This window comes from Streptomyces sp. NPDC017936, from assembly GCF_044328485.1.
Classification (GTDB): domain Bacteria; phylum Actinomycetota; class Actinomycetes; order Streptomycetales; family Streptomycetaceae; genus Streptomyces.
This window is the reverse complement of record NZ_JBIRHK010000036.1, coordinates 1-23,515: the sequence shown is the minus strand read 5'-3', so window position 1 is coordinate 23,515 and position 23,515 is coordinate 1. Positions and strand designations below refer to the sequence as shown.

Here is a 23,515-nt window from a genome sequence, read left to right as displayed (position 1 = left end):
TGGCGATCTCCCACAGGCCATCCGGCACGATCCATCCCCACCGCCCACTCCCCATAACCAGTCGAACGACCAACTGACCATGTAGGACACGGTCTTAAGGGCGGCGAGGATATCAAGAGGTGGCCAACTCCGTTTGGCGGGTGGCCGACCGATGGGCGCCCGGCGACACCGCGGAAGTTCTGCTCCAGCTCGGCCGCCTCGATCAGGCGATCGGCTCACGGGAGGGAGGCTCGCTGGCGCGGGGGGCCGTGTCTGGGCCGGCCGCGGTGTCGTGGATCCACGATCCGACGCACCCGGTTCCCTGGCTCGTCAGGTCCGAATGGAGGCAGTGCGCCGACCTGCCCGACGAGAGCGTCGTGTACGACCGCGAAGATGTCGCCACGTTCACCTCACAAGCGCAGGAGACCTCCGTTGAGATCGTCGGGCACGTCACGGCCGAACTCCAGGTAGAAGCGCCGACCAGCAGGACACATGTCGTCACGCGCCTTCTCGACGTCTACCCATCGGGGCGGGCCCGTCTGATCGTCGAGGGCGCCGCGGTCGCGCCTACCCGGTCCGGGCAGATCAGAGCTGAGGTAGACCTGGGCGACACCGCCTACCTCCTGCGGCAGGGCCACGCGCTGCGGCTCGCGGTCAGCGCCTCCTGCTTCCCGCTATATGCCGTCCACCGGGGAACAGACGGCGACCTCTGGAACCTCGGAGCCACCACGCTGGTGCGGCAAACCCTCCACTCGGACCGGGAGCGGCCGTCGCTGCTGCGCCTCTTCACCCGCGGCGGACGCCTGGGCAGCGTCAGCTGAACGGGTGTGGCGTCGCGACGCCCCGCAGATCCACCAGAAGGGCCCTGCACCAAGGCGGTGGCCCTCGGTCGGTCAGTCGTCGGCGGTGTCCGCCAGGCCGAGGCCTCCCGAAATTTCAAGTCGGTTCTCCCGGAGCACAAGTCAGGGCCCATGCCGTAGGCTGCGCTCACGGCGGGAAGTCGTGGAGCCGGGTACCCAAGTGACAGTCAGTGACTGTAGTCGGGACCGTGCCGGCCCGGAAGCCGGTGTCGTCGAGTCTCAGGCCGCCAGCATCGGCAGGTCCATCAGCTTCATGAACCGCTCCATAGCGGTCAGTTGACGCTCGCGGGTCCAGACGTCCGGGTGCTCAATGGCGGTGAGCACTACACCCGCGGTCCACAAGCGGATCAAATCGACGGTCTCCTCCAGTTCGTCGCTGGGGATGAACTCCGCGAGGGCGACCCGGACCAGGGCTCGCATTCCCGGATCGATCTGCTCCATGTGTTCTGCGACGGCGGGTTCGACCTCGCGATGGCTGGCGAGCGCGACCCGTGCCCGCTCGATCGTCATCGTCTCTTCGTCGAGCGGCAGGAAATACTCGATCGTGGCGCGCAGCCTCGCATGGGGGTCGGAGATCGCCATGAGTTCGTCCTGCTTGGCGCGGGCCTCCGACAAAGTGCGCTCGAGCAGTGCGTCGAGCAGCGCGTCACGGTTCGGGAAATAGTGCGTGACCAGGGTGACGGAGCCGCCCAGGCGCTTGCCCACGGCGCGCAGGGTGAACTTGGCGAAGCCCAGCTCGCTCAGTGTCTGCGTGGCCGCCGTGATGATCTGCTCACGACGCTCCTTGTGATCGACGAAGATGGGCACCGCGCCTCCTGTGGCGACCCGTTATACAACAACGCAAACATTGTACGGGGAAGGTGTCGACTGCTGTCGCCATATGCCGGGTCGGGCCTTGCTGACGAAGGGGCTGATGGCGGTGGGAGCACGGCCCCGCATGCGGCGTGCTCCTACCCCGCTTCTCGGTCAGGCCTTGGTGTCGACGACGCCGTCGTGCAGAGGCTCGGCCTCCTCCTTCAGCGCGGCCTTGTGTACCTTCCCGCTCGGTGTGTAGGGGAGCGCGTCACGGAACTCCACGTAGCGCGGCACCTTGAACGCGGCGAGGCCCTCCCGCGCCCACGCGACGACGTCCTCCGCCGATAGCCGTGAACCGGGCTCGCGTACGACGATGACCTTGACCTCCTCGTCCCGTGCGGGGTCGGGCACAGGCACGACGGCCACGTCCCACACCCCGTCGAGCGTCGCGATCTGGGCTTCGACCTCGGCCGCGGAGATGTTCTCGCCGCTGCGGCGGATCATGTCCCGGACGCGGCCCTTGTAAAAGTGCTGGCCGTCGGCCTCCTTGACCACGATGTCCCCGGTGCGGAACCAGCCCCCTTCCAGGAACAGCTCGGCGTTGGCCTCGGGGCGGTTGTGGTAGCCGAGCATCATGCCCGGGCCGCGCATGCAGAGTTCGCCGGCGGTGCCGTACGGCACCTCGGCGAAGTGCTCGTCGACCACTTTCGACTCACGGTTGGGGAAGCAGAATCCCATGGACCCGTTGCCGGCCAGGTCGTCGCGGTCGTAGGGCACGGCTGTTCCGTTGCCGACCTCAGTGCTGGCATAGCACTCCCGGCCGCGGATGCCGAAGCGCTGGAGCAGGGGCTTGTAGGCCCAGCCCGGCAAACCCGCCACTGGCGCCCTGGTTAGGGCCAGCTCGGTGTCCCGCGGGTCCGTGGGGAACTCCAGCAGGTCCTCGTCGATCCAGGCGAAGTCGATCTGGTGGTCGTGAAGCCAGTTCATGAACTTTCGGCGGCTCAGGCCAGGCGTGATGTACAGCGTGCCGCCCTTGAAGATGGCGAGCATCAAGTACGCCTGATTCTGCATGTAGTAGAAGGGGTGGTCCGCGAGGAGCCGTCGCGAGGAGACGTCCAGTAGCGATCCGAAGAGGCCCAGCTCCATCCAGTATTCGTGGGTGAGCAGGCATCCTTTGGGCAGCCCCGTGGTGCCGGACGTGAACTGGATATTGGTGACCTCCAGAGAGCCGATGTCCGTACGACGGTTTGTGGGCGGCGTGTGCAGGAGCTTCGCGTAGCTCAGGGCGGACAGGTTCTCGCCGTCGACGAGGACCATCCTGGCCATGTCGACCGGTCCGACCTTGCCGTCCGTCACGTGGGGCTCGACCAGCGCGCCCTCGCCGACGAGCCAGGCGGCGTCCGCGTCGCCGAGGACGAAGTCGATCTCCTTGGTCGTGTACTTCGGGTTGAGCGGCACGATCGCGGCGCCGGCCTCCACCACGGCGAACCAGGTGACGGGAAACTCGATGCGATTGGTGATGAGGACGCCCACCTTGTCGCCCGGTGACACACCTGCGGCCTCCAGGCCGGAGCGCAGGCCTGTCACGGCGGCCCGGAACTCGGCCCAGGTCAGGGACCTCTGCAGGCCCTCGATCTCGTGGAACGCGAGGGTGTCTGGCCAGGTGGCGGCGGCCTTGTCGAGTGCGTCAGGCATCGACTTGCCGCGCAACGACGTGTGCAGTGGGGTGAGTTCGGCAGTGAGGGAAGTACTCACGGTGATATCTCCATGGTTATGTAACAAAGCAAACAATAGCTGGACAGCCGGTGCCGGACACCTGGTCCCCCGGCTGCTGGCGCTGGGGGACCGGGTGTCCTGTCTGGTCCGGCGGCGTCAGGCCGTTCTGCGCTTCGGGCGCCAGCCGGGACGCGGGACCGCGTCGACGAGCGCCTGGGTGTAGGGCTGCTTCGGCGCGTCCAGCACGTCCGCAGTGTGGCCGGCCTCGACGACGCGTCCGTGTTCGAGGACGACGCAGGTCTCGCTCACCTGCCGGACGACACCGAGGTCGTGGGAGACGAACAGGTAGCTGATGTCGGTGGTCTCGCGGATGTCGGCGAGCAGGTTGAGGACCTGCGCCTGGACGCTGACGTCGAGCGCTGACACCGCCTCGTCGAGAATCAGCAGGGACGGGTCAAGCGCCAGCGCGCGGGCGATGGCCACGCGCTGGCGCTGCCCGCCGGAGAGCGATTCCGGGTACTGCGCGGCGTGCCGCTCGTCGAGGCCGACCGACTCCAGCAGCTCGGCGACCCGCTCCCGCCTCTCGGACCTGCGGCGCAGACCGTGAATACGAAGCAACTCATGCAGCCCCGTGCCGATCGCCTGGCGCGGGTCGAGCGAGCCATAGGGGTCCTGGAACACCATCTGGACACCGCCTCGGCTCTTCCCCTTAACCGGCTGCTCCGGAAGCCGAATCTCGCCCGCGGTGGCGCTCTCCAGGCCGGCGACAATCCGGGCCGCCGTCGTCTTGCCGGAACCGGATTCCCCTACCACCGCGAGGCACGAGCCCCGCTCGATGGAGAAGGACACGTCGATCAAGGCCGCGCGCTCGCCGCCGGTGCGGCTGTGGAACGTCTTGCACAGGCCCGTGACTTCGAGAGCCGGCTCCCGCGTGTCGGTGACCGTCACGACACCTGCTCCTGCAGCGGCTCCGCGATCTCCTCGGCCCGATGACATGTGACAGTCCTGCCTTCTATCAGCCGACGCTGCGGTACTTCGTTGCGGCACTGGTCGTTCGCGAACGGACATCGGGATGTGAAGGAGCAGCCGCTGGTGACCTCGTAGGCCGCGAGCGGCCGTCCGGGGATGGCGGTCAGCCGCCGGACCTCGGTGGTCGAGGGCCGGGACCTGAGCAGTGCGGCGGTGTAAGGGTGCAGCGGGCGCGCGCAGATGTCCTGCGAGTCGCCCGTCTCCACGATGGTGCCCGCGTACATCACGGCGAGCCGGTCCGTGACCGCGGCGGCCAGATCCAGGTCGTGCGTCACGAAGAGCATCGCCATGTGGTGATCCCGGATCTGTTCCATGAGGATCGCCATCACGTCGGACTGGACAGTCACGTCCAGCGCCGTGGTCGGCTCGTCGGCGAAGATCAGGCGCGGTGACGGCAGCATGGTGGCCACGATCATGACGCGCTGGAGCAGACCACCGGAGAGCTGGTGCGGGTACTGCCTCAGTCGCTTCTCCGCGTCGGTGATGCCGACGTCACGCATCAGGGCGCACGCCTGTTCCAGTGCGGACTCCTCACTCATCAGGCCCGTGTGCACGACACCCTCGGTGATGAACTGAGCGATCGTACGACTGGGGTTGATGTGCGCGCGCGGGTCCTGGTGGATGAGCGCGACATCGCGCGACCTAAACCGGGCGAGGTCCCGCCGGCCCAGCTTGTTCACGTCCTGGTCGTCGAACGAGATCGAGCCACCGACCGCGGCGTTGCGGGGCAGCAGCCGCATGGCCGCCTTGATCGTCAGCGACTTGCCCGAGCCGGACTCCCCGACCAGGCCCACCGACTCTGCGGCGCCCACCGACAGGTGCACATCGCGGACGAGCGGACGCCGGGAGCCGCGATGTTTTACCGAGATGTCCAGGTCTTCTACAGTGAGCAACGAGCGCGGGCTCATCGACGCCCTCCTGATCGAGTGGACAGCTGGGCACCCAGCACATTGAAGACGATCACCGTCACCACGATGAACGTGCCGGCGACGAAGGTCTGCTGGAACTCCCCATTGAGCAGTTCCGACCTGCCGTCGGAGACCATGACCCCCCACTCCGATGCCGGAGGCTGGATGCCCAGGCCGAGGAATGACACGGCGGCGAAGTCCGCCAAGGCGGCGCCCAGACCGTAGGTGGCCTGGGCGACCACGATCGGCAGGACGTTCGGCGCCAGATGGCGGACGCAGATCCGCCAGGACGACATGCCCGCCAGCTGAAGACTCTCGACATAGGCGCGCTGGCGCTCCTTGAGCGCCACGCTCCGCACGACCCGGGCCATGTACGGCATGTACACGATTCCCAGCGCGATGACGGGGGCCCAGAACCCGGCGCCGAACACAGCCGAAGCCAGGACGGCGACCAGGATGCCGGGCACCGAGAACATGACATTGAGGAATCGGTTCACCATCCGATCGACCCAACCCCCGTGCCAGGCGCTGAAGATGGCCAGGCCGGTGCCGAGTACCGAGCTGATCAGCACGATGAGCGCGGGAGCCGTCAAACTCAGCCGGGCGCCGGTCAACGCGCGCGACAGAATGTCTCGCCCCAGCGAGTCCGTGCCGAACAGGTGCTCGGCGCTCGGCCCCTGGCTCGCCGCCAGGACGTCGGTCGCGTCCGCGTCGTACGGCGCGATCCACGGGCCGATCACGGCGAGCACCGCGATCAGTCCGGCCAGGACACCGGAGGCCATCAGCACGGGCTGACCTAGCGACCCGAACTTGCGGCGCGAGGCTTGAACCGCCCCCTCCCAGGTGATCGTCATGCGGCCTTCGCCCTTTCACGGGGGTCCAGGGCGACCTGGACCAGGTCGATCACCGTCGTCGCGACGACGAATGCCATCACGATGATCATGCTCACGGCGGTGACCACGGGATAGTCCTTGCTGGTGATGCTCCGGATCAGCAGAGCGCCGATGCCGTCCACGGCGAAGATCTGCTCCACGACCACCGTCCCCGCGACCAGACCCGCGACGGAGAGCCCCGACGCGGTCAGGACGGGCAGCGCGGCGTTGCGCAGGGTGTGATGACGCAAAATCACTCGTGAGGGGACACCGCGCCCGTGGGCCGTGGTGACGTACTCCTTCTCGGCCTCCTCGGCCACGGCGGCCGACGTCAGCTGGGTGACGTAGGCGCCGTAGCCGATCGAGAGGGCGATAGAGGGGAGGGTGAGATGCCAGATGCTGTCGCCCAGCCCGTCTCCGCTGCCGAAGGTGGGGAACCACCCCAGCTTCACGGCGAACACCCCGATCAGGATGTTCGCCGCGACGAAGCCCGGCACGGCGATGCCCAGACCGGTCAGGGTCGTCACGACACTGCGGCCGCGCTCGCTCACGCCGCCGAGGACGCCGAGCGAGATACCGACGGTGACGATGAGCACGGAGGCCATCACGACCAAGAGGAACGTGGTCAGCAGCCGGGGTTCGATCAGGCTGGAGACGTCCTGGCGGGTGGTGAGCGAGGTGCCGAGGTCCCCCTTGAGGGCGCCGGCCAGCCAGTGCCAGTATCGCTCCAGGAGCGGGTCGTCCAGACCGAGCTTCACGCGCATGCTTGCGCGGGCCTCGTCGGTGGCCTTGGCGCCTAGGATCTGGGCGACCGGGTCTCCCGGCGCGGTGGTCAGCCCAGCGAAGATCACGAACGATGCGACGAGGACGGTCGCGACGGCGCCGGCGACCGTCGTGGTGATCCGTCGCGCGAGATTACTTCGCAGCACCGAGGTAACCCATCTGCGGCATCGACCAGTAGGCGAACGACGTGATCGCACCGGTCAGGCGGTTGCTGAGGAAGGTGGCGGTATTGTTCGACACCAGGCTGATCACGCCGGTCTCGGGCTCGAAGATCGCCTGTGCCTCCAGGATCATCTCCGCGCGCTTCTTCGGGTCGAAGGAGGACCGGGCGCCGGTGAGGAGCTTGGTCACCTTCGGGTTGTCGTAGTTGGTGTAGTTGTACGGCTGGTCCGGGAGCAGGTCGTAGCCCAGTGGCTCCAGGGGCTCCTGGCGGGAGTTGAAGTTGGAGGAGTACAACAGGTCGATGCCCTTGCGCTTGCTGGCGTCGTAACTGGCCTGGTCGTACACGAGTGCCTGCATGGACTGGATCTTGATCGTGATCCCGACGGCCTTGGCTTGCTGCTGCACCAACTGGGCGACGCGCGAGGCGGTCTGGTCGCCGGCCATGACGGCCAGCACCAGTGGGCTACCGTCGTACTTCGACTTCTCCACCAGCTTCTTGGCCGCCGCCTGATCGTAGGACCGGGTCTTGACCCACTTGTCGTACGCGGGCTGGTACAGCTCGCGCTCGGCGTTCGGCCAGGTGGCCGGCGTGAGCTCCGTGTAGTTCGGGGTCGCGGCGCCGCTGAAGATCACCTTGGCGATGGACTCGCGGTCCAGAGACCGCTGGAACGCCTCACGAAGGTTCGGGTCCTCCAATTGGGTGCCCGGGTTGGCGACCGACAGGGCCGTGCTCTGGGTCGAGGGCCCGAAGATCACCCGGCCTGACTTGGACTTGCTGAGCTTGGCGATCGTCGATGGCGGCAGCTCGTAGGAGCCGTCGATCTCACCAGCGTCGAGCGCCTGCGCCAGGGCGGTGTCGTCGGAGATGAACGAGAAGTCGACCCGCTTGACCTGAGGCTTCAGGGCGGTGTTCCAGTAGGCGTCGTTGCGCTCGATAGTGATGCCGCTGCCGGAGCGCCAGGAACCGAACTTGTAGGGGCCGGTACACATGAGGCCGCCGGTGGGTGTCCCGACCTTGTCGCCGGTCTTCTCAGCCCACTCCTTCTCGATGACGACACCGGCGAGCGAGGCCAGACTGCTGGTGAAGTTGGCGTCGGGCCGGGAGAAGGTCAGGGTGACCTCCATAGGGCCGGTCACCTTGATGTCCTTGACGAACAGGAACCCGAAGCTGACAACAGAGTCCTCGGCGGCCGAACGCTTCAAGCTGTATGCGACGTCCTGGGCGGTGAGTGTCTTGCCGTCCCAGAACTTCACGCCGTCCCGGATGGTGAGCTTCAGCTCCGTCGGCGACACCTGCTTGTAGGACGAGGCGAGGTTCCCCGTCACGTTGAACTTCTCGTCCGTCTTGAACAGGGCCTCGCACAAGTTGCGTGCGATCTGTCCGTTGCCGTAGTTCACGGCGTTGCGCGGGTCCAGCGTGTCGGGCTCGCCGTAGACGTTCCACTTGACGGTGCCGACGGTGCCTTTGCCCGCCGGTAGTTTCGAGACCAGCTTCGTGGCGTCGACCTGCGCATCTTTGTCGTCATTACCACTGCATGAGACCAGCATTGTGCCGGCGAGGGCTGCGGCGGCCATTGTCAGCCACCGCGATGTGCGGACTCGCTTCATGCCATCTCCTCCATGCACGACGTGTGCTGCACCGCCTGATGTGACCCACGTCTCGTTCGTGTAACGCGGAAGATATAACAGGAACAACACAACAGCAATGGTCATGACGTGTTTCGCTTCGGTTAAGACGAATGGGTCGGACCAGCTGTGCTGGTCCGACCCATTCCTGTGCTCGCCTCTGAATTCTCGGGTCAGAGGGTGGCGCGATCTAGATCTCGGGGCGGCGCAGGTGCCAGTCGGTCGCCCGCTGGTACCGGGCGGCCACGGAGATGAGGTCGGCGTCCGCCCACAGGTGGCCAATGAACTGGAGCCCGATCGGCAGGCCCTGCGGGGTGAACCCGCCCGGGACGCTGATCGCCGGCAGGCCGGCGTGGCTCGGCGGCTCCGTTGTCATGTGGCAGAGGTGGCCGAGGGCCTCGACGCGGTGCCCGTCGACAACCGCGGACGGGCCGCGCGCGCCGCCATGCGGGAAGGCGGGCACCGGCGTGGTCGGGGTGACCATGACGTCGGCACCGGCCATGGCCGTGCGGAAGGCGTTGTAGATCGCGGTCTTGCCTGCGTGGTTGGCGTCGTTGACCTGGCGGGCGGTGACCTCGTCGGCGGCGGCCGCGACTTGCTTGATCATGGGCCACAGCTCGACGCCCATTCCCTCCAGCTCCTCGGTGTACTGCCGGTAGGAGTGGCCGTTGATGTGGGCGAAGTACTCCTCGGTGTCGGGCAGATCGATTTCCACTTCCTCGACCACCGCGCCCGCCGCGCGCAGGTCGTCAAGTGCGGCGTCGAACAGCCGGCGCACGTCCGGGTCGAGAATGTTCTGCCCCAGGTGGTGGACGGCGGCGACCCGCACCCCGGTCAGGTCACCGGCGGCTCGGGCCGCCTCAACGTAGTCACGCGTGTCCTTCTGCACGGAGAAGCGGTCACGCGGGTCGTGCCCGTTGGTCGCCTCCAGCACGATGGCCGCGTCCAGGACCGTACGGGCGATCGGGCCGTCCGTGGAGTCGCCGTCTTCGCAGTCGATGTAAGGGACCCGCCCGATGGACGGCTTGATGCCTACCGCGCCGCAGAGCGAGGACGGCACGCGGATCGAACCGCCACCATCAGACCCCCAGGCGATCGGGCCGACGCCCGCGACCACCGCGGCGGCGGCGCCGGCCGAGGAGCCGCCCGCGTCGTAACCGGGACGCCATGGGGTGCTGGTGGCACCGGTCAGCTTGCTCTGGGCCACGCCCAGGAGACCGAACTCCGGCGTGGTGGTCTTGCCCAGGAGGATCGCCCCCTGGGCCTTCAGCCGCGCCCAGCCGATGTTGTCGAAGTCCGGAACGTACTCGGCGAACGCCGTGCATCCGTATGTGGTGCGCACCCCGGCGGTCTCGGCCAAGTCCTTGACCGTCACCGGCACGCCATAGAGCGGCGGCAGATCGTCGCCGGAGGCGAACCGCCGCTCCGCCGCCTTGGCGTCCGCGCGGGCCTGCTCGGCCGTCTCGGTGACCATGATGTTCAGGACCGGCTGGACGCGCTCCATCCGGTCGATGACGGCCTCGACCACCTCGACCGGCGACACTTCGCGGCTGCGGTAGAGCTCGCCCAGTTCCGCGGCACTCTTCCAGATCAGTTCATCCGACATGTGATCTCCTGTGTGAGTTGCGACGCACCGAGTATGTGTTGCTGACGTTATGTAACACAAGCAATAAGTCATGTACTGTGCAGCGCACCCCCACTGTGCACTGGAGGTACACCATGTCTGACACTGACCCCGTCGCCCCCGTCACACGGCTGCGGGAAACCGATGTCACCCCCGCTGCGGCACCCGTGACCTGGCCCGATGACTTCCCGGGCACATGGGAGGGCTGCCCCCGAGAACCGCTGCTGCAGGTCCTGAGCCGCGGCATTGACCGGTTCGGCGACCAGCAGGTGCTGCTGTTTGACGATGGAGCCGCCTTCACCGCCCATGAACTGCGCGAGCACGCCGAGCGCCTGGCGGGCCATCTGTCGACGCTGCTCACCCCGGGTGACCGGGTCGTGATCGCCCTGGGCAACCGCGCCGAGTACGTCATCGCTTTCCTCGCCGTGCTGGCCAACCGTGGTGTCGTCGTTTCCATCTCGCCTGAGATCGGACCCGACGACGCCCGGTACGCCGTAGAGAACGCCGGCTGCGTGCTGGCCGTCACCGAGGACCGGTCCGATGCCGTCCTGCGCGGACTGGTCGATACCGTCTCATCATTGCGGACAGTCATCGAGGTGCGGGACCCGGAACCTTCCGGCTTCGAGCACCTGCTCGCCGACGTCAGGCCGCTGCGGCTCGCCGACGTCGAAGCCTCCCTCGATGACATGGTCGACATCGGCTACACCTCGGGCACCACGGGTCTGCCCAAGGCCCTGGCCGGCCGGCACGTTGAGACGCTCCGCTACATGGATGTTCATCTGCGCCGCGCGGCACTCACCAAGGAACCGATGCGGATGCTGATGCCGCTCCAGCTCCACTACGGAGACCCGCTGACGTACCTGTTCGCCGCCATGTGCTCAGGCGACTCCCTCGTCCTGATGCGGAAGTTCAGTGCTTCCCGCTTCTGGGATGTGGCCCGCGCGTCCGGCGCCACCGAAATCCTCACCATCGGCTCCGTGCCCAACCTCCTGCTGGGCCGGCCCGAAGGCCCGGCCGACCGCGACCACAAGATCCGGCACGCCACCGCGCTGGCCATCCCACGCGACCACCATGCCGAACTGGAACGCCGCTTCGGCTTCCCCTGGAGCGAGACCTACGGGTCCTCTGAGTCCGGTCCCGCCATCAGCATGCCCGCGCACGTCGCCGCCGAGTTCGTGGGCACCGGGGCGCTCGGCATCCCCCTCCCCGACATCGAGGCACGCCTCATCGATCTAGACGGTCAGGTCGTTGAGGGCCCCGGGTCGGGCGAGCTGGAGCTGTCGGGGGAGATCGTGTTCGAGGGTTACCTCGGCAACCCATCGGCCACGGCCGAGGTCCTGCACGACGGCTGGCTGCGCACAGGTGACTTCATGCACCGTGACGCCCGTGGGGTCTTCTACTTCGAGGGGCGCCGCAAGGAACTTATCCGCCGCAGCGGCATCAACATCGCCCCGACCGAGGTCGAGGGGGTCCTCCGCAGACATCCCTCGGTGCTGGACGCCGCCGTGGTCCCGGTTGAGGACCAGGTCATGGGCGAGGAGATCAAGGCGTACGTCGAGCTGGTGCCCGGCGCGGAATTCGATCCGGCCGGTCTCGTCGCGTTCTGCGCGGAACGGCTGACGCGCCAGAAGGTGCCGCGTTACGTCGAGCAGCGGGTCGAGCCGTTCCCGCGGACCCCGACGCAGCGCATCCCCAAGAAGGAACTGATGGTGGGCGGACGGCACACGACCGACGCCGCCTGGGACCGCTTGGGCCGGCGGACCGACTGAGGACCTGACAGCGGCGGGGGGGCCCCCCCCCCCGGGGGGGCCGGCCCCCCCCCGCCACTGCCATGCTCCGGAACCTGCCACCGCGCCCGCCCAGGCCTCAAGCCGGGCCGGCGCGGTGGCAGGGCGCGGCTCAGGTGTCGAAGCCCAGACCGGCCGCATCGAGCGTCCGCAGGAACAGGTTCCGGCGTCCCTCCCGGTGGTCGGCACGGTCGAGCGCCCAGCGGGTGAGGTTGACACCGATGGTGGTGATCGGCTCCGGCGGGAACGGAAGAGGCCGCTTGCGCACCATCTCCAGTTCCGTCAGGGGCGTCTTCTCACCCGAGAGGAGGTCAAGCAGCACATCGGCGGCGAAGCGCGTCGCTCCCACGCCCAGGCCGGTGAATCCCGCGGCATGCGCAACGCGCCCCTGGTGCGACAGGCCGTAGAACGCCGTGAACTGGGTGCACGTGTCGATTACGCCGGCCCAGCGGTGGCTGAAGCGGACGTCCTCCAACTGTGGGAAGGTGGCGAAGAAATGCGAAGCAAGCCGCTGGAAGCTCTGGGGGCGCTCCTCGTACTCCTCCTTGATCTTCCCGCCCGCGTGGTAGACGGCGTCGTACCCGCCGTACAGGATGCGGTTGTCGTGCGTCAGGCGCGAGTAGTGGAACTGGTTCGCCAGGTCCGTCAGGCCCTGGCGGCCGCTCCAGCCGATGGAGGCCAGTTGTTCCTGGCTCAGGGGCTCGGTCAGCAGGACGTAGTCGTAGACCGGGACCGTCATCAGGCGGTTGCGGCGCAGCAGGGAACGGAACACGTTGGTTGCCAGGACCACCTGGTCCGAGCGCATGGTCGCCAGTTCGGTCCGCACCTCGACCGTGTTCGACGCCTTGTCGTGCCTGATGTCCACGACCGGCGAGTGCTCGTGGATCTCGACGCCGAGTGTGACGGCGACGCGGGCGAGCTCCAGCGCCAGCCGCGCGGGGTGGACCAGTGCGCAGTCCGGGTCGAACGCACCTTGGAGGAACAGGGGACTGTTGATCTGTGCCTGCACCGCCTCACGGTCCAGCGGGTGCGCGGCGTTCTGCAGCCATGGGACCTGGTGTTTCTCCACGGCGACCGAAAGGGTGCCCGTGCGCTGCCAGTGGCAGTCGAGCCCGAGGTCGCTCACGTCCCGCTCGAAGCTGTCGAGGTTGTCGGCGCCGAGCTTGTGCAGGGTGTCGTACTCGTCGGGCCAGCGCGTCTGGCCGTTCTCCCTGCCGTGGGTGATGGAGGACTCGCAGAAGCCTCCGTTGCGCCCCGAGGCCGCCCAGCCGATGGTCCTGGCCTCCAACAGGACGACCCGGCGGCCGGGATCGCGGCGTTTGGCGTTCACCGCCGTCCACAGTCCCAGGTAGCCGCCGCCGACGACGGTCAGCTCGGACTTGGTGGAGGCGGAGAGTGCCGGGTACCGCGTCTGCGCGCCCGCCTCTTCCAGCCAGTACACCCCGCTCCGAGCAGCGCCGAGGGCGCGCTCGACCACGCGGTGGTCGGGTGCGTTGCGTTCGTAAGCAGTCTGATGCGGTTTCACGCTGTGCCCTGTTTCGTATGGAATATGGCCGTGCGGTGCGGGCGGCCGGACCGGCTCCGCCCGCACCCCACGGCCACGTGGTTTCAGGAGCGCCGGGACTTCTCGACGACACCACGGGGCAGCTGGTAGCCCCACCAGTCGGCGACCATCGCCGGGCGCTCGGCGCCCTCGACGGTGAAGGTGCAGCGCCGCAGCACTTTGAACCCGCCGTCCTTGGGCTCGACCGCGAGGGTCTCGAACGTAGGCAGCACCCGGTCGCCGATGTGCACAGGGGAGACGAAACGGACCTTGTCCAGGCCGTAGTTGAGTCCCCACATCGCGCCGCGGTCGTCCCCGAGCGCGAACTGGAGCACGGAGTCGACGAGAGAGAGGAGGTGGAAGCCCTCGACGAGGGTCTCGGGGAACTCCGGGATCTCGCCCTCGGGATAGGCGCGGTCGACCCAGGTACCGCTTTCGAAGCGGTCCACGTCCTCGCGGGTCACCACGAACGCCTCGCCGGTGATCACCTGGCCGACCACGGCCGGCGCCGGACCAGTGTCTTCGCTGCCTGATGCGTTGGTCATTCGGCTTCCTTCTCCCGGAATTGGGCAATCGGCATCGACGAACGTCGTATGACACACCTTATATAACGAACGTAATATTTCACAAGGGTGTCGCACCGCATGAGGCGCGATGCTGATCCCGGCTGCTACGAAACGCGCCGAGGTGCCGCGGTACGAGCCGCGGACGCTGCGTCGTACGGGCTTAAGCGCCACGGCGACAGCCTCGGGGCCCGGGCTGTCCGGCGCCGTGGGTCACCGCCGGGTGGAGCTCGCCCGCTTGCTGGTCAGGGTGGCGAAGAGGCCGGCGAAACGGTCCAGGGCCTCGCGTGCGCGCACGTTGTCCTTGTGGGACAGCCAGGACCAAGTGATGCCGTTGAGTGACGCCAGGAGCAGTTCGGCGAGGCACTCCTCGGGCTGCGAGTACTCCAGTTCCGCCTCCTGCGCGAACCTGCGCAGATATCCGGCGGCCTTCTCCAGCGCGGCGCGCTCCTCCCACTGCGGCAGGTCCTGCAGCTCGGGGTCACGGAGCGCCAGGCTGCCCAGGTCGAAGAGGACTAGCTGGCCCTCAGGGTCGTTTTCGATCTGGGACCAGAACGCGTGCAGGAGGGTGCGGATGTTGTCCTCGGTGCTCATCTCCGGGTGGATGTCCGGCCAGGCCTCTGTGAGGTCGATCTCGATGTCGCTGGCGAGCAGGGCCGCGTACAGCTCCTTCTTGGAGCGGAAGCAGTAGTGGAACGCGCCGTGTGGCATGTCCGCCTCGGCGCTGATCGCACGCGTGCTCGCTGCGGCGATGCCGTCGCGCTTCATTACGCGCAGTGCCGCGGCTACGAGCAGCCTGCGGCGCTCCTCGGCGCTCACCTGCTTGCGTGGAGCCTTTGCGCCCTTGCTCTCTGCCATAAGCGCGACCTTACCACTTGGCCGCCTGCCTTGTGCATCTGACTTGGTCACTTGCCCAAGTCGTTTGGCCAACGTAGCGTGGACTCCGGCGGCGCAGCGAAAGGAGCGCGATGGGAGCCCCGATGTCTTTGGACCCGGTGCGCCGTGCCGGGGCACGGCAGTGGCGGGCGCTGGCCGCGCTGGTCGCTCCCGCCCTCCTGGTGAGCGTCGACCGGACAGTGCTATCGATGGCCGCCCCGCCGCTCAGCCAGGACCTCGAACCGATCAGCCTCCAGCTGCTGTGGACGATCGGCGTCTATGGCGGCTTCTTGGCCGCACTGCCGCTCCTCATGGGCTCGCTCGGCGACCGGATCGGCCGTCGGCGTGTGCTGCTCAGTGGCTCAGCCGTGTTGCACGCGGCCTGGGTCCTGGCGGCGTCCGTCTGGAGTGCGAAGGTGCTTCACACCGCTTGCCCTGACGGGCATCGGCGACGCTGATGCCGACGCCCTCCCTGATCCATGCCGCCCTCAAGGACACGGCGCAGCGACGCCGTGCCGCCCTCATCTGGATGGCTGCCCTCGCGGCGGCTCGGGCCTCGCCCCGCTGAACGGCACTGCGGCGTGATCTCCGCACTCCGCAAGCACCGTTCGACAATGCCCAGCCGGTCACTGACCCACTTGAGGAAACGACAATGGAAACGCAGGGAACGAGCATGAGCGAAACACTGCCCGGGCCGAAGCCACTGCCGGTGGTCGGCAACATGGTCGAGATCATGGCTGCACCCCACGAGACGACCCCCGAGTTCGCGGAGGCCTACCACCAGCGGTACGGCGGCATCTTCGCCCTCAACTTCGGCAGCAAGCGGTACATCTTCGCCTCACACCATGCCCTCGTCGCCGAGATGTGCTCCAGCCCCGTGTGGTCCAAGGCCGTGCACGACGCCCTGGAGCAAATCAGGGACCTGGGCGGGGACGGGCTGTTCACCGCATACAACGATGAACCCAACTGGGGCAAGGCGCACCGCCTGCTGATGCCCGCCTTCGGGCCCGCAGCGATGAAGGACTACTTCCCGCAGATGCTCGATATCGCCGAGCAGATGATGACCCGCTGGGCGCGGTTCGGCCCCGAAGCCTCGATCGACGTGGCCGAGGACATGACCCGGCTCACCCTGGACACGATCGCGCTGTGCGCCTTCGACGTCCGCTTCAACTCCTTCTACTCCGACCAGCCGCACGACTTCGTGAAAGCCATGGTCGGCGCGCTCACCGAAGCCGGAGCACGCGGCGAGCGGCTGCCCGCGGTGCAGCCCTTTCTGTTCAACAAGAACCGTCAATACCGCGACGACATCGCCACCATGCAGCGCATCTCCGAGGAGATCGTCGCCGCCCGCATCGCGTCACCCGATGCCAACCACCCCGACGACCTGCTGGGGCGCATGCTCGGCGCCGCCGACCCCCTGACCGGTGAGCGGCTGTCCGAGGACAACATCCGTCACCAGCTGGCCACCTTCCTCATCGCTGGCCACGAGACGACCTCCGGACTCCTGTCCTTCGCCACCCACCAGCTCCTCGCCCACCCCGAGGTCATGGCGCGCGCCCGCCGCAGCGTCGACGAACTCCTCGGCGACCGCACCCCCACCTTCGATGACCTCCCAGGGCTCGGCTACATCGGGCAGGTGCTGCGCGAGACACTCCGGCTGTATCCCACCGCCCCCGCGTTCGGGCTCGCGCCCAGCGAGGACACCACACTCGGTGGCCATCGCATCAAGGCCGGCGAACACGTTCTGGTGATCCTCTCCACCCTGCACCGCGACCCAGCCGTATGGGAGAACCCGAACGACTTCGACCCCGACCGGTTCGCCCCGGAGCGGATGAACCAGATCCCCGAGTTCGCCTGGATGCCCTTCGGCCATGGTGCCCGCGCCTGCATCGGACGGCCCTTCGCGCTCCAGGAGGCCACCCTGGTGATCGCGATGATGCTGCAGCGCTTCGACATCGCTCTGACCGACCCTGGCTACCAGATGAAGATCGGCGAGACGCTGACCATCAAGCCGAAGGACCTCGCCATCCACGCCGTCCCCCGGCGCCACCACCCCACGGCCAGCCCCGTCACGTCGTCCGCCTCCGCGGTCCCCGCCTCCGCGTCGTCGCGGCCGCTGCCCCAGGTGAAGCATGGCAAGCCGATGCTGGTGCTCTACGGCTCCAACGGCGGCAGCAGCGAGAGCCTGGCGCATACCGTCGCGGGCGACGGCAAGGCCGCCGGGTGGGCCACCACCGTCGCCCCGCTGGACGCCTACGCCGGGTACCTGCCCACCGACGGCCCCGTCCTCATCGTCACCTCTTCTTACAACGGCACCCCGCCGGACAATGCCGGACGCTTCGTCGACTGGCTCACCCGGTCCGCCCCCGTGCTGACCGGCGTGGACTACCTTGTCCTGGGCTGCGGCAGCCGGGACTGGGCCGCGACCTACCAGCGCGTCCCCACCGTCATCGACGAAGCCCTGGCCGAGGCCGGCGCTTCCCGTCTCCGCGAGCGCGGTGAGATCGACGCCCGAACCGACTTCTTTGGCGACTTCGAACGCTGGTACCAGCCTCTGTGGGACCAGTTGACCGAACGCTACGGTCTGCCGACCGCCCGGCCCACCGGCCCCCGCTATCGCGTCACCGAGACTGCGTCGGCGGCGGTGGCCCCGGATGCTACGGCGACCGCAGTCGTCCTGGAAAACCGCGAGCTGGTGCGAGGCCCGAAGGGATCCAAGCGCCACCTTGAGATACGCCTGCCGGAAGGCATGACCTACCGCACCGGCGACTATCTGTCGGTACTGCCGCAGAACCACCCCAGCCTGGTCACCCGCATGCTCGTCCGGCTCCGCGTAGCGTCGGAACGACTCGTCCAAGTGGACACCGAGGCACCCGCCGGACGCCTACCCATCGGCGTCCCCCTGCGGGTGGACGACCTCCTCACCCGCTACGTGGACCTCTCGTCGCCCGCCACTTCCGGCGTCGTCGCCCGGCTCGCGGAAACCACCCAGTGCCCGCCGGAGCGGTCCGAACTCGAACGCCTCGCCGGCGCCGACCACACCGCCGAGGTACTGGACAAGCGCCTGTCGCTGCTGGATCTGCTGGAACTGTTCCCCTCCTGCCAGATCGATCTGGCCTGGGTTCTCCATCAGTTGCCGGAACCCCGGATGCGCCAGTACTCGATCAGCTCCGCGAGCGAAGTCCAGGACGATGTCGCCCTCACCGTCTCCGTCGTCGAAGGGCCGGCGCGCTCCGGTCGCGGCACCTATCGCGGGGCCGCCTCCAGCCACCTCCAGCGGGTGCAGCCCGGTGAGCGCCTCAACGTCATACTGGCCTCCCCGACCGAGTCCTTCCGGCCCCCCGCGGACAACTCCACCCCGGTCGTCATGATCGCCGCGGGCTCGGGCATCGCGCCCTTCCGCGCCTTCATCCAGGCCCGCACGGCCCGCGCTGAGGCGGGCGAACCCCTGGGCGAGACCGTCCTGTTCTTCGGCTGCCGCCGCCCCGACTGGGACGACCTCTACGCCGACGAACTCGCGCCCCACGAGAAGGCCGGACGCCTCCGGGTGCACCGCGCCTACTCCCACCGGCCCGACGGGGACATCCGCTATGTGCAGCACCGGCTCTGGCAGCGCCGCGCCGACATAGTGGACCTTGTCGACCGCGGCGCGCACCTCTATGTGTGCGGTGACGCCGGCGGCATGGGACCGGCCGTCGAGGAGACGCTGACGCTCATAGGCCAGATCACCCACGGCCCCACATGGCTCGATGACCTCACCCGCGCCGGCCGCTACGCCACCGACCTCTTCTAAACCGGGGCCCTGGCTTCTGCGGTGACGGCCCACGCCACGCCGCCACCGCAGGCGCGCACGCGGTAGAGCCCTGGTCGAAAGGCCTCCGCCGGATGGCCGCGCGGCGCGCGCCGACCGCGGTCAGCGCGCGCCGACCGCGGTCAGCGCGCGCCGCCGTTGATGTAGAGGGTCTGGCCGCTGACGTAGGAGGCATCCTCCGAGGCGAGGAAGGCGACCACGGAGGCGACCTCCTCGGGGCGGCCGACGCGCCGCAGCGGAGTGCGTTCGGCGGCCAGGCGCTGGTGCTCCTCGGCGCTGGAACCGACGCGCTCGGCGGTCGCGGCGGTCATAGCAGTGGCGATGTAACCGGGCGCGACGGCGTTGACGTTGATGCCATATGGGCCAAGCTCGATCGCAAGCGTCGCCGTGAGCCCCTGGATGCCGGCCTTGGCGGCGGCGTAGTTGGCCTGGCCGCGGTTGCCGAGTGCGGAGCGGGAACTCAGCGAGACGATCTTGCCGTAGCGCTGTCCGACCATGTACGTCTGGGCCGCCTGTGCGCAGGTAAAGGCGCTGGTGAGGTTGACCGCGAGGACGGCGTCCCAGTCGTTCCGCGGCATCTTGAAGAACAGGCCGTCGCGGGTAATGCCCGCGTTGTTGACCAGGACGTGGACGGTGTCGAAATCGGCCGCGGCCTTCGTGAACACCGACTCGACGTCGTCCTGGTCGGCGACGTCGCAGCCGTACGCGCGGGCGCTCCCGCCTTTGGCGGTGATCTCCTGCGCGGTGGCGAGTGCCCGGTCCGCGTCGAGGTCAAGGACGGCGACGGTCGCGCCCTCCTCGGCGAGACGGTGCGCGGTGGCTGCGCCGATGCCCTGGGCGGCCCCGGTGACCACGGCGACCTTGTCGGTAAAGCGGTTCATGTGCAGTGCTCCAGGTGAGGGAAGAGATGAGGGCGGGTGGAGGTCGGTCAGTCCCGGTCGACGAGCACAGCGGTGCCCTGGCCCACGCCGACGCACATCGTTGCGAGGCCGTGCTCCGCGCCGGTGCGGCGCATGCGGTGCAGCAGGGTGGTGAGAATGCGGGCGCCGGAGCCGCCCAGCGGGTGACCGAGGGCGATGGCCCCGCCCTGGGGGTTGACCAGCTCGGGGTCGACACCCAGCTCCCGGACGCAGGCGAGCGCCTGTGCGGCGAACGCCTCGTTGAACTCCGCCGTGTCGATGTCCGCCAGGGCGCGCCCGGTACGGCTAAGCACCCGGCGTACGGCGGGCACCGGACCGATGCCCATGACGTCCGGGTGGACACCGGTACTGGCACCGGCCACGTACCGGCCCAGTGGTTCCAGGTCCAGCTCCCGCAGCATCGGCTCGCTCACCAACAGCAGCGCGGCCGCGCCGTCGTTCATCGGTGAGGCGTTGCCGGCGGTGACAGTGCCGTCGGGACGGAAGACGGGCTTGAGGTGGGCGAGCTTCTCCGCCGTGGTGTCGGCCCGGATCGACTCGTCGTGCGCGACGACCGTTCCGTCGGGGCGGATCACGGGGACGGTCTCGGCGTCGAACAGGCCGTCCGTGCGGGCCGCGGCGGCGAGCCGGTGGCTGCGTAGCGCGAACACGTCCTGGTCCGCGCGGCTGACGCCGTACCGGGCGGCGACCTCTTCGGCGGTCTCGCCCATGGACAGGACGTGGTGCAGTTTTTTCATGCGCGGGTGGGTCATGCGCCAGCCGAGCTTGGTGTCGTGGATCTCTTGGTGATGGGGGAGTGCCTGGTCCGGCCGGGGCAGCACGAAGGGCGCGCGGCTCATCGACTCCGACCCGCCGGCGAGTACGACGTCGGCCTCGCCGCACCCGATGGTCCGGGCGGCCGTGGTCACGGCCTCGAGACCGGAGGCGCACAGCCGGTTCAGGGTGGCGCCGGGGACGGAGTCCGGCAGCCCGGCCAGCAGGACGGCCATCCTGGCGACGTTCCGGTTGTCCTCACCCGACTGGTTCGCAGCGCCCCAGTAGACGTCGTCGATCTGGGCCGGGTCGAGGGCGGGCACCGAGTCCAGGACGGCGCGGAGTGCGGTGGCGGTGAGGTCATCGGGCCGGACAGCGGAGAGGGCGCCACGGAGACGGCCGATGGGGGTGCGTCGGGCTGCGGCGAAGTGCACGGGGCGCATGGTCATAGCTCCAAGGGCTGGCGAGCGGGGGGATCAGAAGGCGTTGACGCCGGTCAGAGCGCGGCCTATGAGGAGCTTTTTGATCTGGCTGGTGCCTTCGTAGAGCGTCATCACCCGGGCGTCACGGACGTACTTGCCGACCGGGTACTCGTCGATGAAGCCGTAGCCGCCGAAGACCTGGAGTGCGGTGTTCGCGGCCTTGACGGCGGCCTCGGACGCGTACAGCTTGGCCACGGATGACTCGGTCTGGAACGGCTCGCCGCGGTCGATCAGGTCGGCGACCCGCCATACCAGCAGCCGCGCGGCGTCCAGTTCGACCTTGATGTCGGCGAGCATCTCCTGGACCAGCTGGTGCGAGGCGATCGGAGTACCGAACTGCTCGCGCTGACCGGCGTAGGTCACCGCCGCGTCCAGCGAGGCCTGGACGATGCCGACACAGCCCGCCGCCACCGACATACGGCCCTTGGCGAGCGTGGACATCGCCACGTTGAACCCCTTGCCCTCCGGGCCGAGCATCGTGGATGCCGGGACGCGGACGCCGTCGAGGACCAGTTCCGCCGTCGGTTGGCCGCGCAGCCCTAGCTTGCCGTGGACCGCCGTACGGATCAGCCCTTTGGTGTCGGTGGGCACGAGGAAGGCGCTGACACCACGGTGACCCGGCTCGCCCGTGCGCGCGAAGACCAGGGCGACCTTGGCCCAGGTGCCGTTGGTGATGAACATCTTGCCGCCGGCGATCACGCAGTGATCGCCGTCCCGCACAGCCCGGGTGGTCAGGTTGCCCGCGTCCGACCCGGTACCGGGCTCGGTCAGGGCGAAGCAACCGAGCGCGTCGCCCGAGGCCAGACGGGGGAGCCAGTGCGCCTTCTGGTCCGGCGTCCCCCAGTGCAGAACGGACTTGGCGACCAGGCCGAGCGACACGGACACCAGCCCGCGCATGGCGGAGTCACCTCGGCTCAGCTCCTCCAGGACCAGCGCGTAGGCGAGGTGGTCGCCTTCGGCACCCCCGTACTCCTCGGGAATGGTCAGCCAGAGAAAGCCGAGAGCCCCCAGCTTTTTGACGATGGCTGGATCGACCTGTTCGGCGCGATCCCACGCGGTGGCGTGCGGGGCGATCTCCTAGTCCACGAACTCCGCCGCGAGGGCGCGGACCGCCTCATGTTCTTCCGACAGTGCAAGGTTCATGACCCCTCCCATAAAACTAGCAGTGCAAGTTTTATGGACTGTAGCGGCCTCGGCCGGGCCACGGTCAAGCCTTTCGGCGGCGTCGAGCATCCGGGGTGCGTCGGTGGCGGTTGCGGACCTGCCCTGGCGCTCTCAGCCGACTCAGGGGAACCCGGGCTGCAGCCAGTGAGGGTAGGTCAGCAGGCAGCCTCGGCGCGGCGGTTCGAGGTGGTCGGCGGGGGGCTGACGAGGACGTCGCCAGGCTCTCTCCTGCTCAAGGACAAGCACATCGACTTCCTGGGCCACTACCTGTTCAACATCAAGGCCAGCGGCCCCGGCCAGGGCCTGCGCCCCTTCCGCGACTCCGAGGCCGCTGAGGAAGAGACCTGACATCCTGGGCGTATCCGGGACGTCAGGCCGTTCGTTCGCTGCTTGCTACCGGGCTCTGGGTCCGGGGGCGGGCGGGGTGCGCGGTCGCAGGCGCTCTCCCTGCGGCCCGAACATGATCAGGTACTCGACCGGGCCGCCGGGGCCGGCGTTTGCGACCCCATGGGGATTGCGGGTGCTGAACTCGACGACGTCCCCGGCACTCAGGACGAGGTCCTGGTCGCCGAGTGCGAGCCACAGCCGCCCGTACAGGACGCACAGCCATTCTCAGCCGTGGTGGGAGACCTGCCGGGGCCGCGCGGGCGGATCCTGGACGGCGGGTAGGACGTGTTTGTGGGCGTGCAGGCCCCCGACGTACCGGGTCAGCGGCAGCACCGCCTTGTCGTCGCCGAAACGATGGAGCGCGGATGTGCGGGGCTTGGTGGTGGGGGCGATGCCGGCCAGCTGGTCCAGAGAGACGCCGTACTCCTTCGCCAACTGCAGCACCACTTCCAGGGTGGGCTTGCGCCGGCCGGTCTCGATCCGGGACAGCGTGCTCGGGGAGATGCCGGTCGCGCAGCTGACGCCGGTAAGCGTGGAGCCGCGGTGCTCGCGCGCGGCCCGCAGCCGGGGGCTCATCGCCGTCAGCATGTCGGCCACATCGTCGCTTGTCACCCGCTCTGCCTCCTTCCGGACGTGCCGCTCCCCCGTCATCTCCTGCAAGTTTGCCAGGTTGGCAAGGGTAATCGCGGTGGACGGTCGCTGCGCCGCATGATCGACGGGTACCTGCATTCACCCGCAAACCGAGGAGAAACCCCTATGCAGCCCGAGTCGTCTGCGGCACTCCGCCACCGCACCGTCGAGGCCCCGGCCGGGCGCCTGCACCTGGTCGAGCAGGGCACCGGCCCGCTGGTCCTGCTCGTCCACGGCTTCCCCGA

General features: G+C 68.4%; 18 protein-coding genes and 3 pseudogenes. 6 read left to right on the top strand and 15 right to left on the bottom strand.

Annotation, left to right across the window (positions count from 1 at the left end; translation table 11 throughout):
- The first annotated feature begins 119 nt into the window (after positions 1-119).
- Positions 120-800 (top strand): CocE/NonD family hydrolase, encoded by a 681-nt coding sequence (locus tag ACH4F6_RS39855; protein ID WP_397965572.1) that lies wholly within the window; start codon positions 120-122, stop codon positions 798-800.
- 258 nt (positions 801-1,058) lie between these two features.
- Here the strand turns inward: ACH4F6_RS39855 and ACH4F6_RS39850 are convergent, their stop codons facing one another.
- From ACH4F6_RS39850 to ACH4F6_RS39815, 8 genes are all read right to left on the bottom strand, one after another.
- Positions 1,059-1,646, bottom strand: coding sequence for a TetR/AcrR family transcriptional regulator (locus tag ACH4F6_RS39850; protein WP_397965571.1), 588 nt, complete (start codon positions 1,644-1,646; stop codon positions 1,059-1,061).
- Positions 1,647-1,805: 159 nt separating this feature from the next.
- A complete protein-coding gene (locus ACH4F6_RS39845; protein ID WP_397965569.1) occupies positions 1,806-3,389 on the bottom strand; it encodes a class I adenylate-forming enzyme family protein in 1,584 nt (527 codons plus the stop codon).
- Between the two features lie 117 nt (positions 3,390-3,506).
- Positions 3,507-4,298, bottom strand: a complete 792-nt coding sequence (locus tag ACH4F6_RS39840; protein ID WP_397965567.1) for an ABC transporter ATP-binding protein — start codon at positions 4,296-4,298, stop codon at positions 3,507-3,509.
- On the bottom strand, positions 4,295-5,287 hold the full coding sequence (locus ACH4F6_RS39835; protein ID WP_397965566.1) for an ABC transporter ATP-binding protein: 993 nt from the start codon (positions 5,285-5,287) through the stop codon (positions 4,295-4,297). Before ACH4F6_RS39835 ends, ACH4F6_RS39840 begins: the two co-directional genes overlap by 4 nt.
- A complete protein-coding gene (locus tag ACH4F6_RS39830; RefSeq protein ID WP_397965564.1) occupies positions 5,284-6,141 on the bottom strand; it encodes an ABC transporter permease in 858 nt (285 codons plus the stop codon). Before ACH4F6_RS39830 ends, ACH4F6_RS39835 begins: the two co-directional genes overlap by 4 nt.
- Positions 6,138-7,088 (bottom strand): ABC transporter permease, encoded by a 951-nt coding sequence (locus ACH4F6_RS39825; RefSeq protein ID WP_397965563.1) that lies wholly within the window; start codon positions 7,086-7,088, stop codon positions 6,138-6,140. The genes ACH4F6_RS39830 and ACH4F6_RS39825 overlap by 4 nt, the downstream gene beginning before the upstream one ends.
- Positions 7,075-8,652, bottom strand: a complete 1,578-nt coding sequence (locus tag ACH4F6_RS39820; protein WP_397965562.1) for an ABC transporter substrate-binding protein — start codon at positions 8,650-8,652, stop codon at positions 7,075-7,077. The genes ACH4F6_RS39825 and ACH4F6_RS39820 overlap by 14 nt, the downstream gene beginning before the upstream one ends.
- A gap of 268 nt (positions 8,653-8,920) precedes the next feature.
- Complete coding sequence (locus ACH4F6_RS39815; protein ID WP_397965561.1) at positions 8,921-10,336, bottom strand: amidase; 1,416 nt, start codon at positions 10,334-10,336, stop codon at positions 8,921-8,923.
- A 113-nt stretch (positions 10,337-10,449) separates the two neighbouring features.
- Here ACH4F6_RS39815 and ACH4F6_RS39810 point away from each other — a divergent pair, with 113 nt between their 5' ends.
- Positions 10,450-12,123: a class I adenylate-forming enzyme family protein gene (locus tag ACH4F6_RS39810; protein ID WP_397965560.1), complete on the top strand. Its 1,674-nt coding sequence runs from the start codon at positions 10,450-10,452 to the stop codon at positions 12,121-12,123.
- 130 nt (positions 12,124-12,253) lie between these two features.
- Here ACH4F6_RS39810 and ACH4F6_RS39805 read toward each other — a convergent pair whose 3' ends face one another.
- From ACH4F6_RS39805 to ACH4F6_RS39795, 3 genes are all read right to left on the bottom strand, one after another.
- Positions 12,254-13,618 carry an NAD(P)/FAD-dependent oxidoreductase gene (locus ACH4F6_RS39805; RefSeq protein WP_397965574.1) on the bottom strand — a complete coding sequence of 455 codons (1,365 nt, stop codon included), beginning with the start codon at positions 13,616-13,618 and terminating at the stop codon, positions 12,254-12,256.
- Positions 13,619-13,749: 131 nt separating this feature from the next.
- Positions 13,750-14,229, bottom strand: a complete 480-nt coding sequence (locus tag ACH4F6_RS39800) for a MaoC/PaaZ C-terminal domain-containing protein (RefSeq protein WP_397965559.1) — start codon at positions 14,227-14,229, stop codon at positions 13,750-13,752.
- A gap of 231 nt (positions 14,230-14,460) precedes the next feature.
- Positions 14,461-15,105: a TetR/AcrR family transcriptional regulator gene (locus ACH4F6_RS39795; RefSeq protein ID WP_397965558.1), complete on the bottom strand. Its 645-nt coding sequence runs from the start codon at positions 15,103-15,105 to the stop codon at positions 14,461-14,463.
- Between the two features lie 122 nt (positions 15,106-15,227).
- Here ACH4F6_RS39795 and ACH4F6_RS39790 point away from each other — a divergent pair, with 122 nt between their 5' ends.
- Together ACH4F6_RS39790 and ACH4F6_RS39785 are read left to right on the top strand one after the other, a co-directional pair.
- Positions 15,228-15,581 carry an MFS transporter gene (locus ACH4F6_RS39790; protein ID WP_397965556.1) on the top strand — a complete coding sequence of 118 codons (354 nt, stop codon included), beginning with the start codon at positions 15,228-15,230 and terminating at the stop codon, positions 15,579-15,581.
- 215 nt (positions 15,582-15,796) lie between these two features.
- Complete coding sequence (locus ACH4F6_RS39785) at positions 15,797-18,916, top strand: bifunctional cytochrome P450/NADPH--P450 reductase (RefSeq protein WP_397965555.1); 3,120 nt, start codon at positions 15,797-15,799, stop codon at positions 18,914-18,916.
- 140 nt (positions 18,917-19,056) lie between these two features.
- Here ACH4F6_RS39785 and fabG read toward each other — a convergent pair whose 3' ends face one another.
- The 3 genes and pseudogenes from fabG to ACH4F6_RS39770 all read right to left on the bottom strand — a co-directional run bounded on the left by fabG (position 19,057) and on the right by ACH4F6_RS39770 (position 22,232).
- Entirely contained in the window at positions 19,057-19,815 is a 759-nt protein-coding gene (gene fabG, locus ACH4F6_RS39780) for a 3-oxoacyl-ACP reductase FabG (protein ID WP_397965554.1), read from the bottom strand.
- A 47-nt stretch (positions 19,816-19,862) separates the two neighbouring features.
- Entirely contained in the window at positions 19,863-21,050 is a 1,188-nt protein-coding gene (locus ACH4F6_RS39775; protein ID WP_397965573.1) for a thiolase family protein, read from the bottom strand.
- A 33-nt stretch (positions 21,051-21,083) separates the two neighbouring features.
- Positions 21,084-22,232: pseudogene (locus tag ACH4F6_RS39770) on the bottom strand (acyl-CoA dehydrogenase family protein).
- Positions 22,233-22,397: 165 nt separating this feature from the next.
- Between ACH4F6_RS39770 and ACH4F6_RS39765 the strand changes: the two are divergent.
- The gene (locus ACH4F6_RS39765; protein ID WP_397965553.1) at positions 22,398-22,601 is read left to right on the top strand and encodes a hypothetical protein; all 204 of its coding nucleotides are present in this window, start codon (positions 22,398-22,400) and stop codon (positions 22,599-22,601) included.
- Between the two features lie 45 nt (positions 22,602-22,646).
- On the opposite strand, the pseudogene ACH4F6_RS39760 reads toward ACH4F6_RS39765, so the two are convergent.
- Positions 22,647-23,228: pseudogene (locus tag ACH4F6_RS39760) on the bottom strand (helix-turn-helix domain-containing protein).
- A 168-nt stretch (positions 23,229-23,396) separates the two neighbouring features.
- Here ACH4F6_RS39760 and ACH4F6_RS39755 point away from each other — a divergent pair.
- Positions 23,397-23,515 (top strand): annotated as a pseudogene (locus ACH4F6_RS39755) (alpha/beta hydrolase); the annotation flags it as partial.

Excerpts from the sequence above, each read along its gene's own strand:
- ACH4F6_RS39830 (WP_397965564.1), bottom strand. The coding sequence starts at position 6,141 with ATGACGATCACCTGGGAGGGGGCGGTTCAAGCCTCGCGCCGCAAGTTC.
- fabG (WP_397965554.1), bottom strand. The coding sequence starts at position 19,815 with ATGAACCGCTTTACCGACAAGGTCGCCGTGGTCACCGGGGCCGCCCAG.
- ACH4F6_RS39810 (WP_397965560.1), top strand. The coding sequence starts at position 10,450 with ATGTCTGACACTGACCCCGTCGCCCCCGTCACACGGCTGCGGGAAACC.
- ACH4F6_RS39820 (WP_397965562.1), bottom strand. The coding sequence starts at position 8,652 with ATGCTGGTCTCATGCAGTGGTAATGACGACAAAGATGCGCAGGTCGAC.
- ACH4F6_RS39790 (WP_397965556.1), top strand. The coding sequence starts at position 15,228 with ATGTCTTTGGACCCGGTGCGCCGTGCCGGGGCACGGCAGTGGCGGGCG.
- ACH4F6_RS39795 (WP_397965558.1), bottom strand. The coding sequence starts at position 15,105 with ATGGCAGAGAGCAAGGGCGCAAAGGCTCCACGCAAGCAGGTGAGCGCC.
- ACH4F6_RS39815 (WP_397965561.1), bottom strand. The coding sequence starts at position 10,336 with ATGTCGGATGAACTGATCTGGAAGAGTGCCGCGGAACTGGGCGAGCTC.
- ACH4F6_RS39775 (WP_397965573.1), bottom strand. The coding sequence starts at position 21,050 with ATGCGCCCCGTGCACTTCGCCGCAGCCCGACGCACCCCCATCGGCCGT.
- ACH4F6_RS39800 (WP_397965559.1), bottom strand. The coding sequence starts at position 14,229 with ATGACCAACGCATCAGGCAGCGAAGACACTGGTCCGGCGCCGGCCGTG.
- ACH4F6_RS39785 (WP_397965555.1), top strand. The coding sequence starts at position 15,797 with ATGAGCGAAACACTGCCCGGGCCGAAGCCACTGCCGGTGGTCGGCAAC.
- ACH4F6_RS39835 (WP_397965566.1), bottom strand. The coding sequence starts at position 5,287 with ATGAGCCCGCGCTCGTTGCTCACTGTAGAAGACCTGGACATCTCGGTA.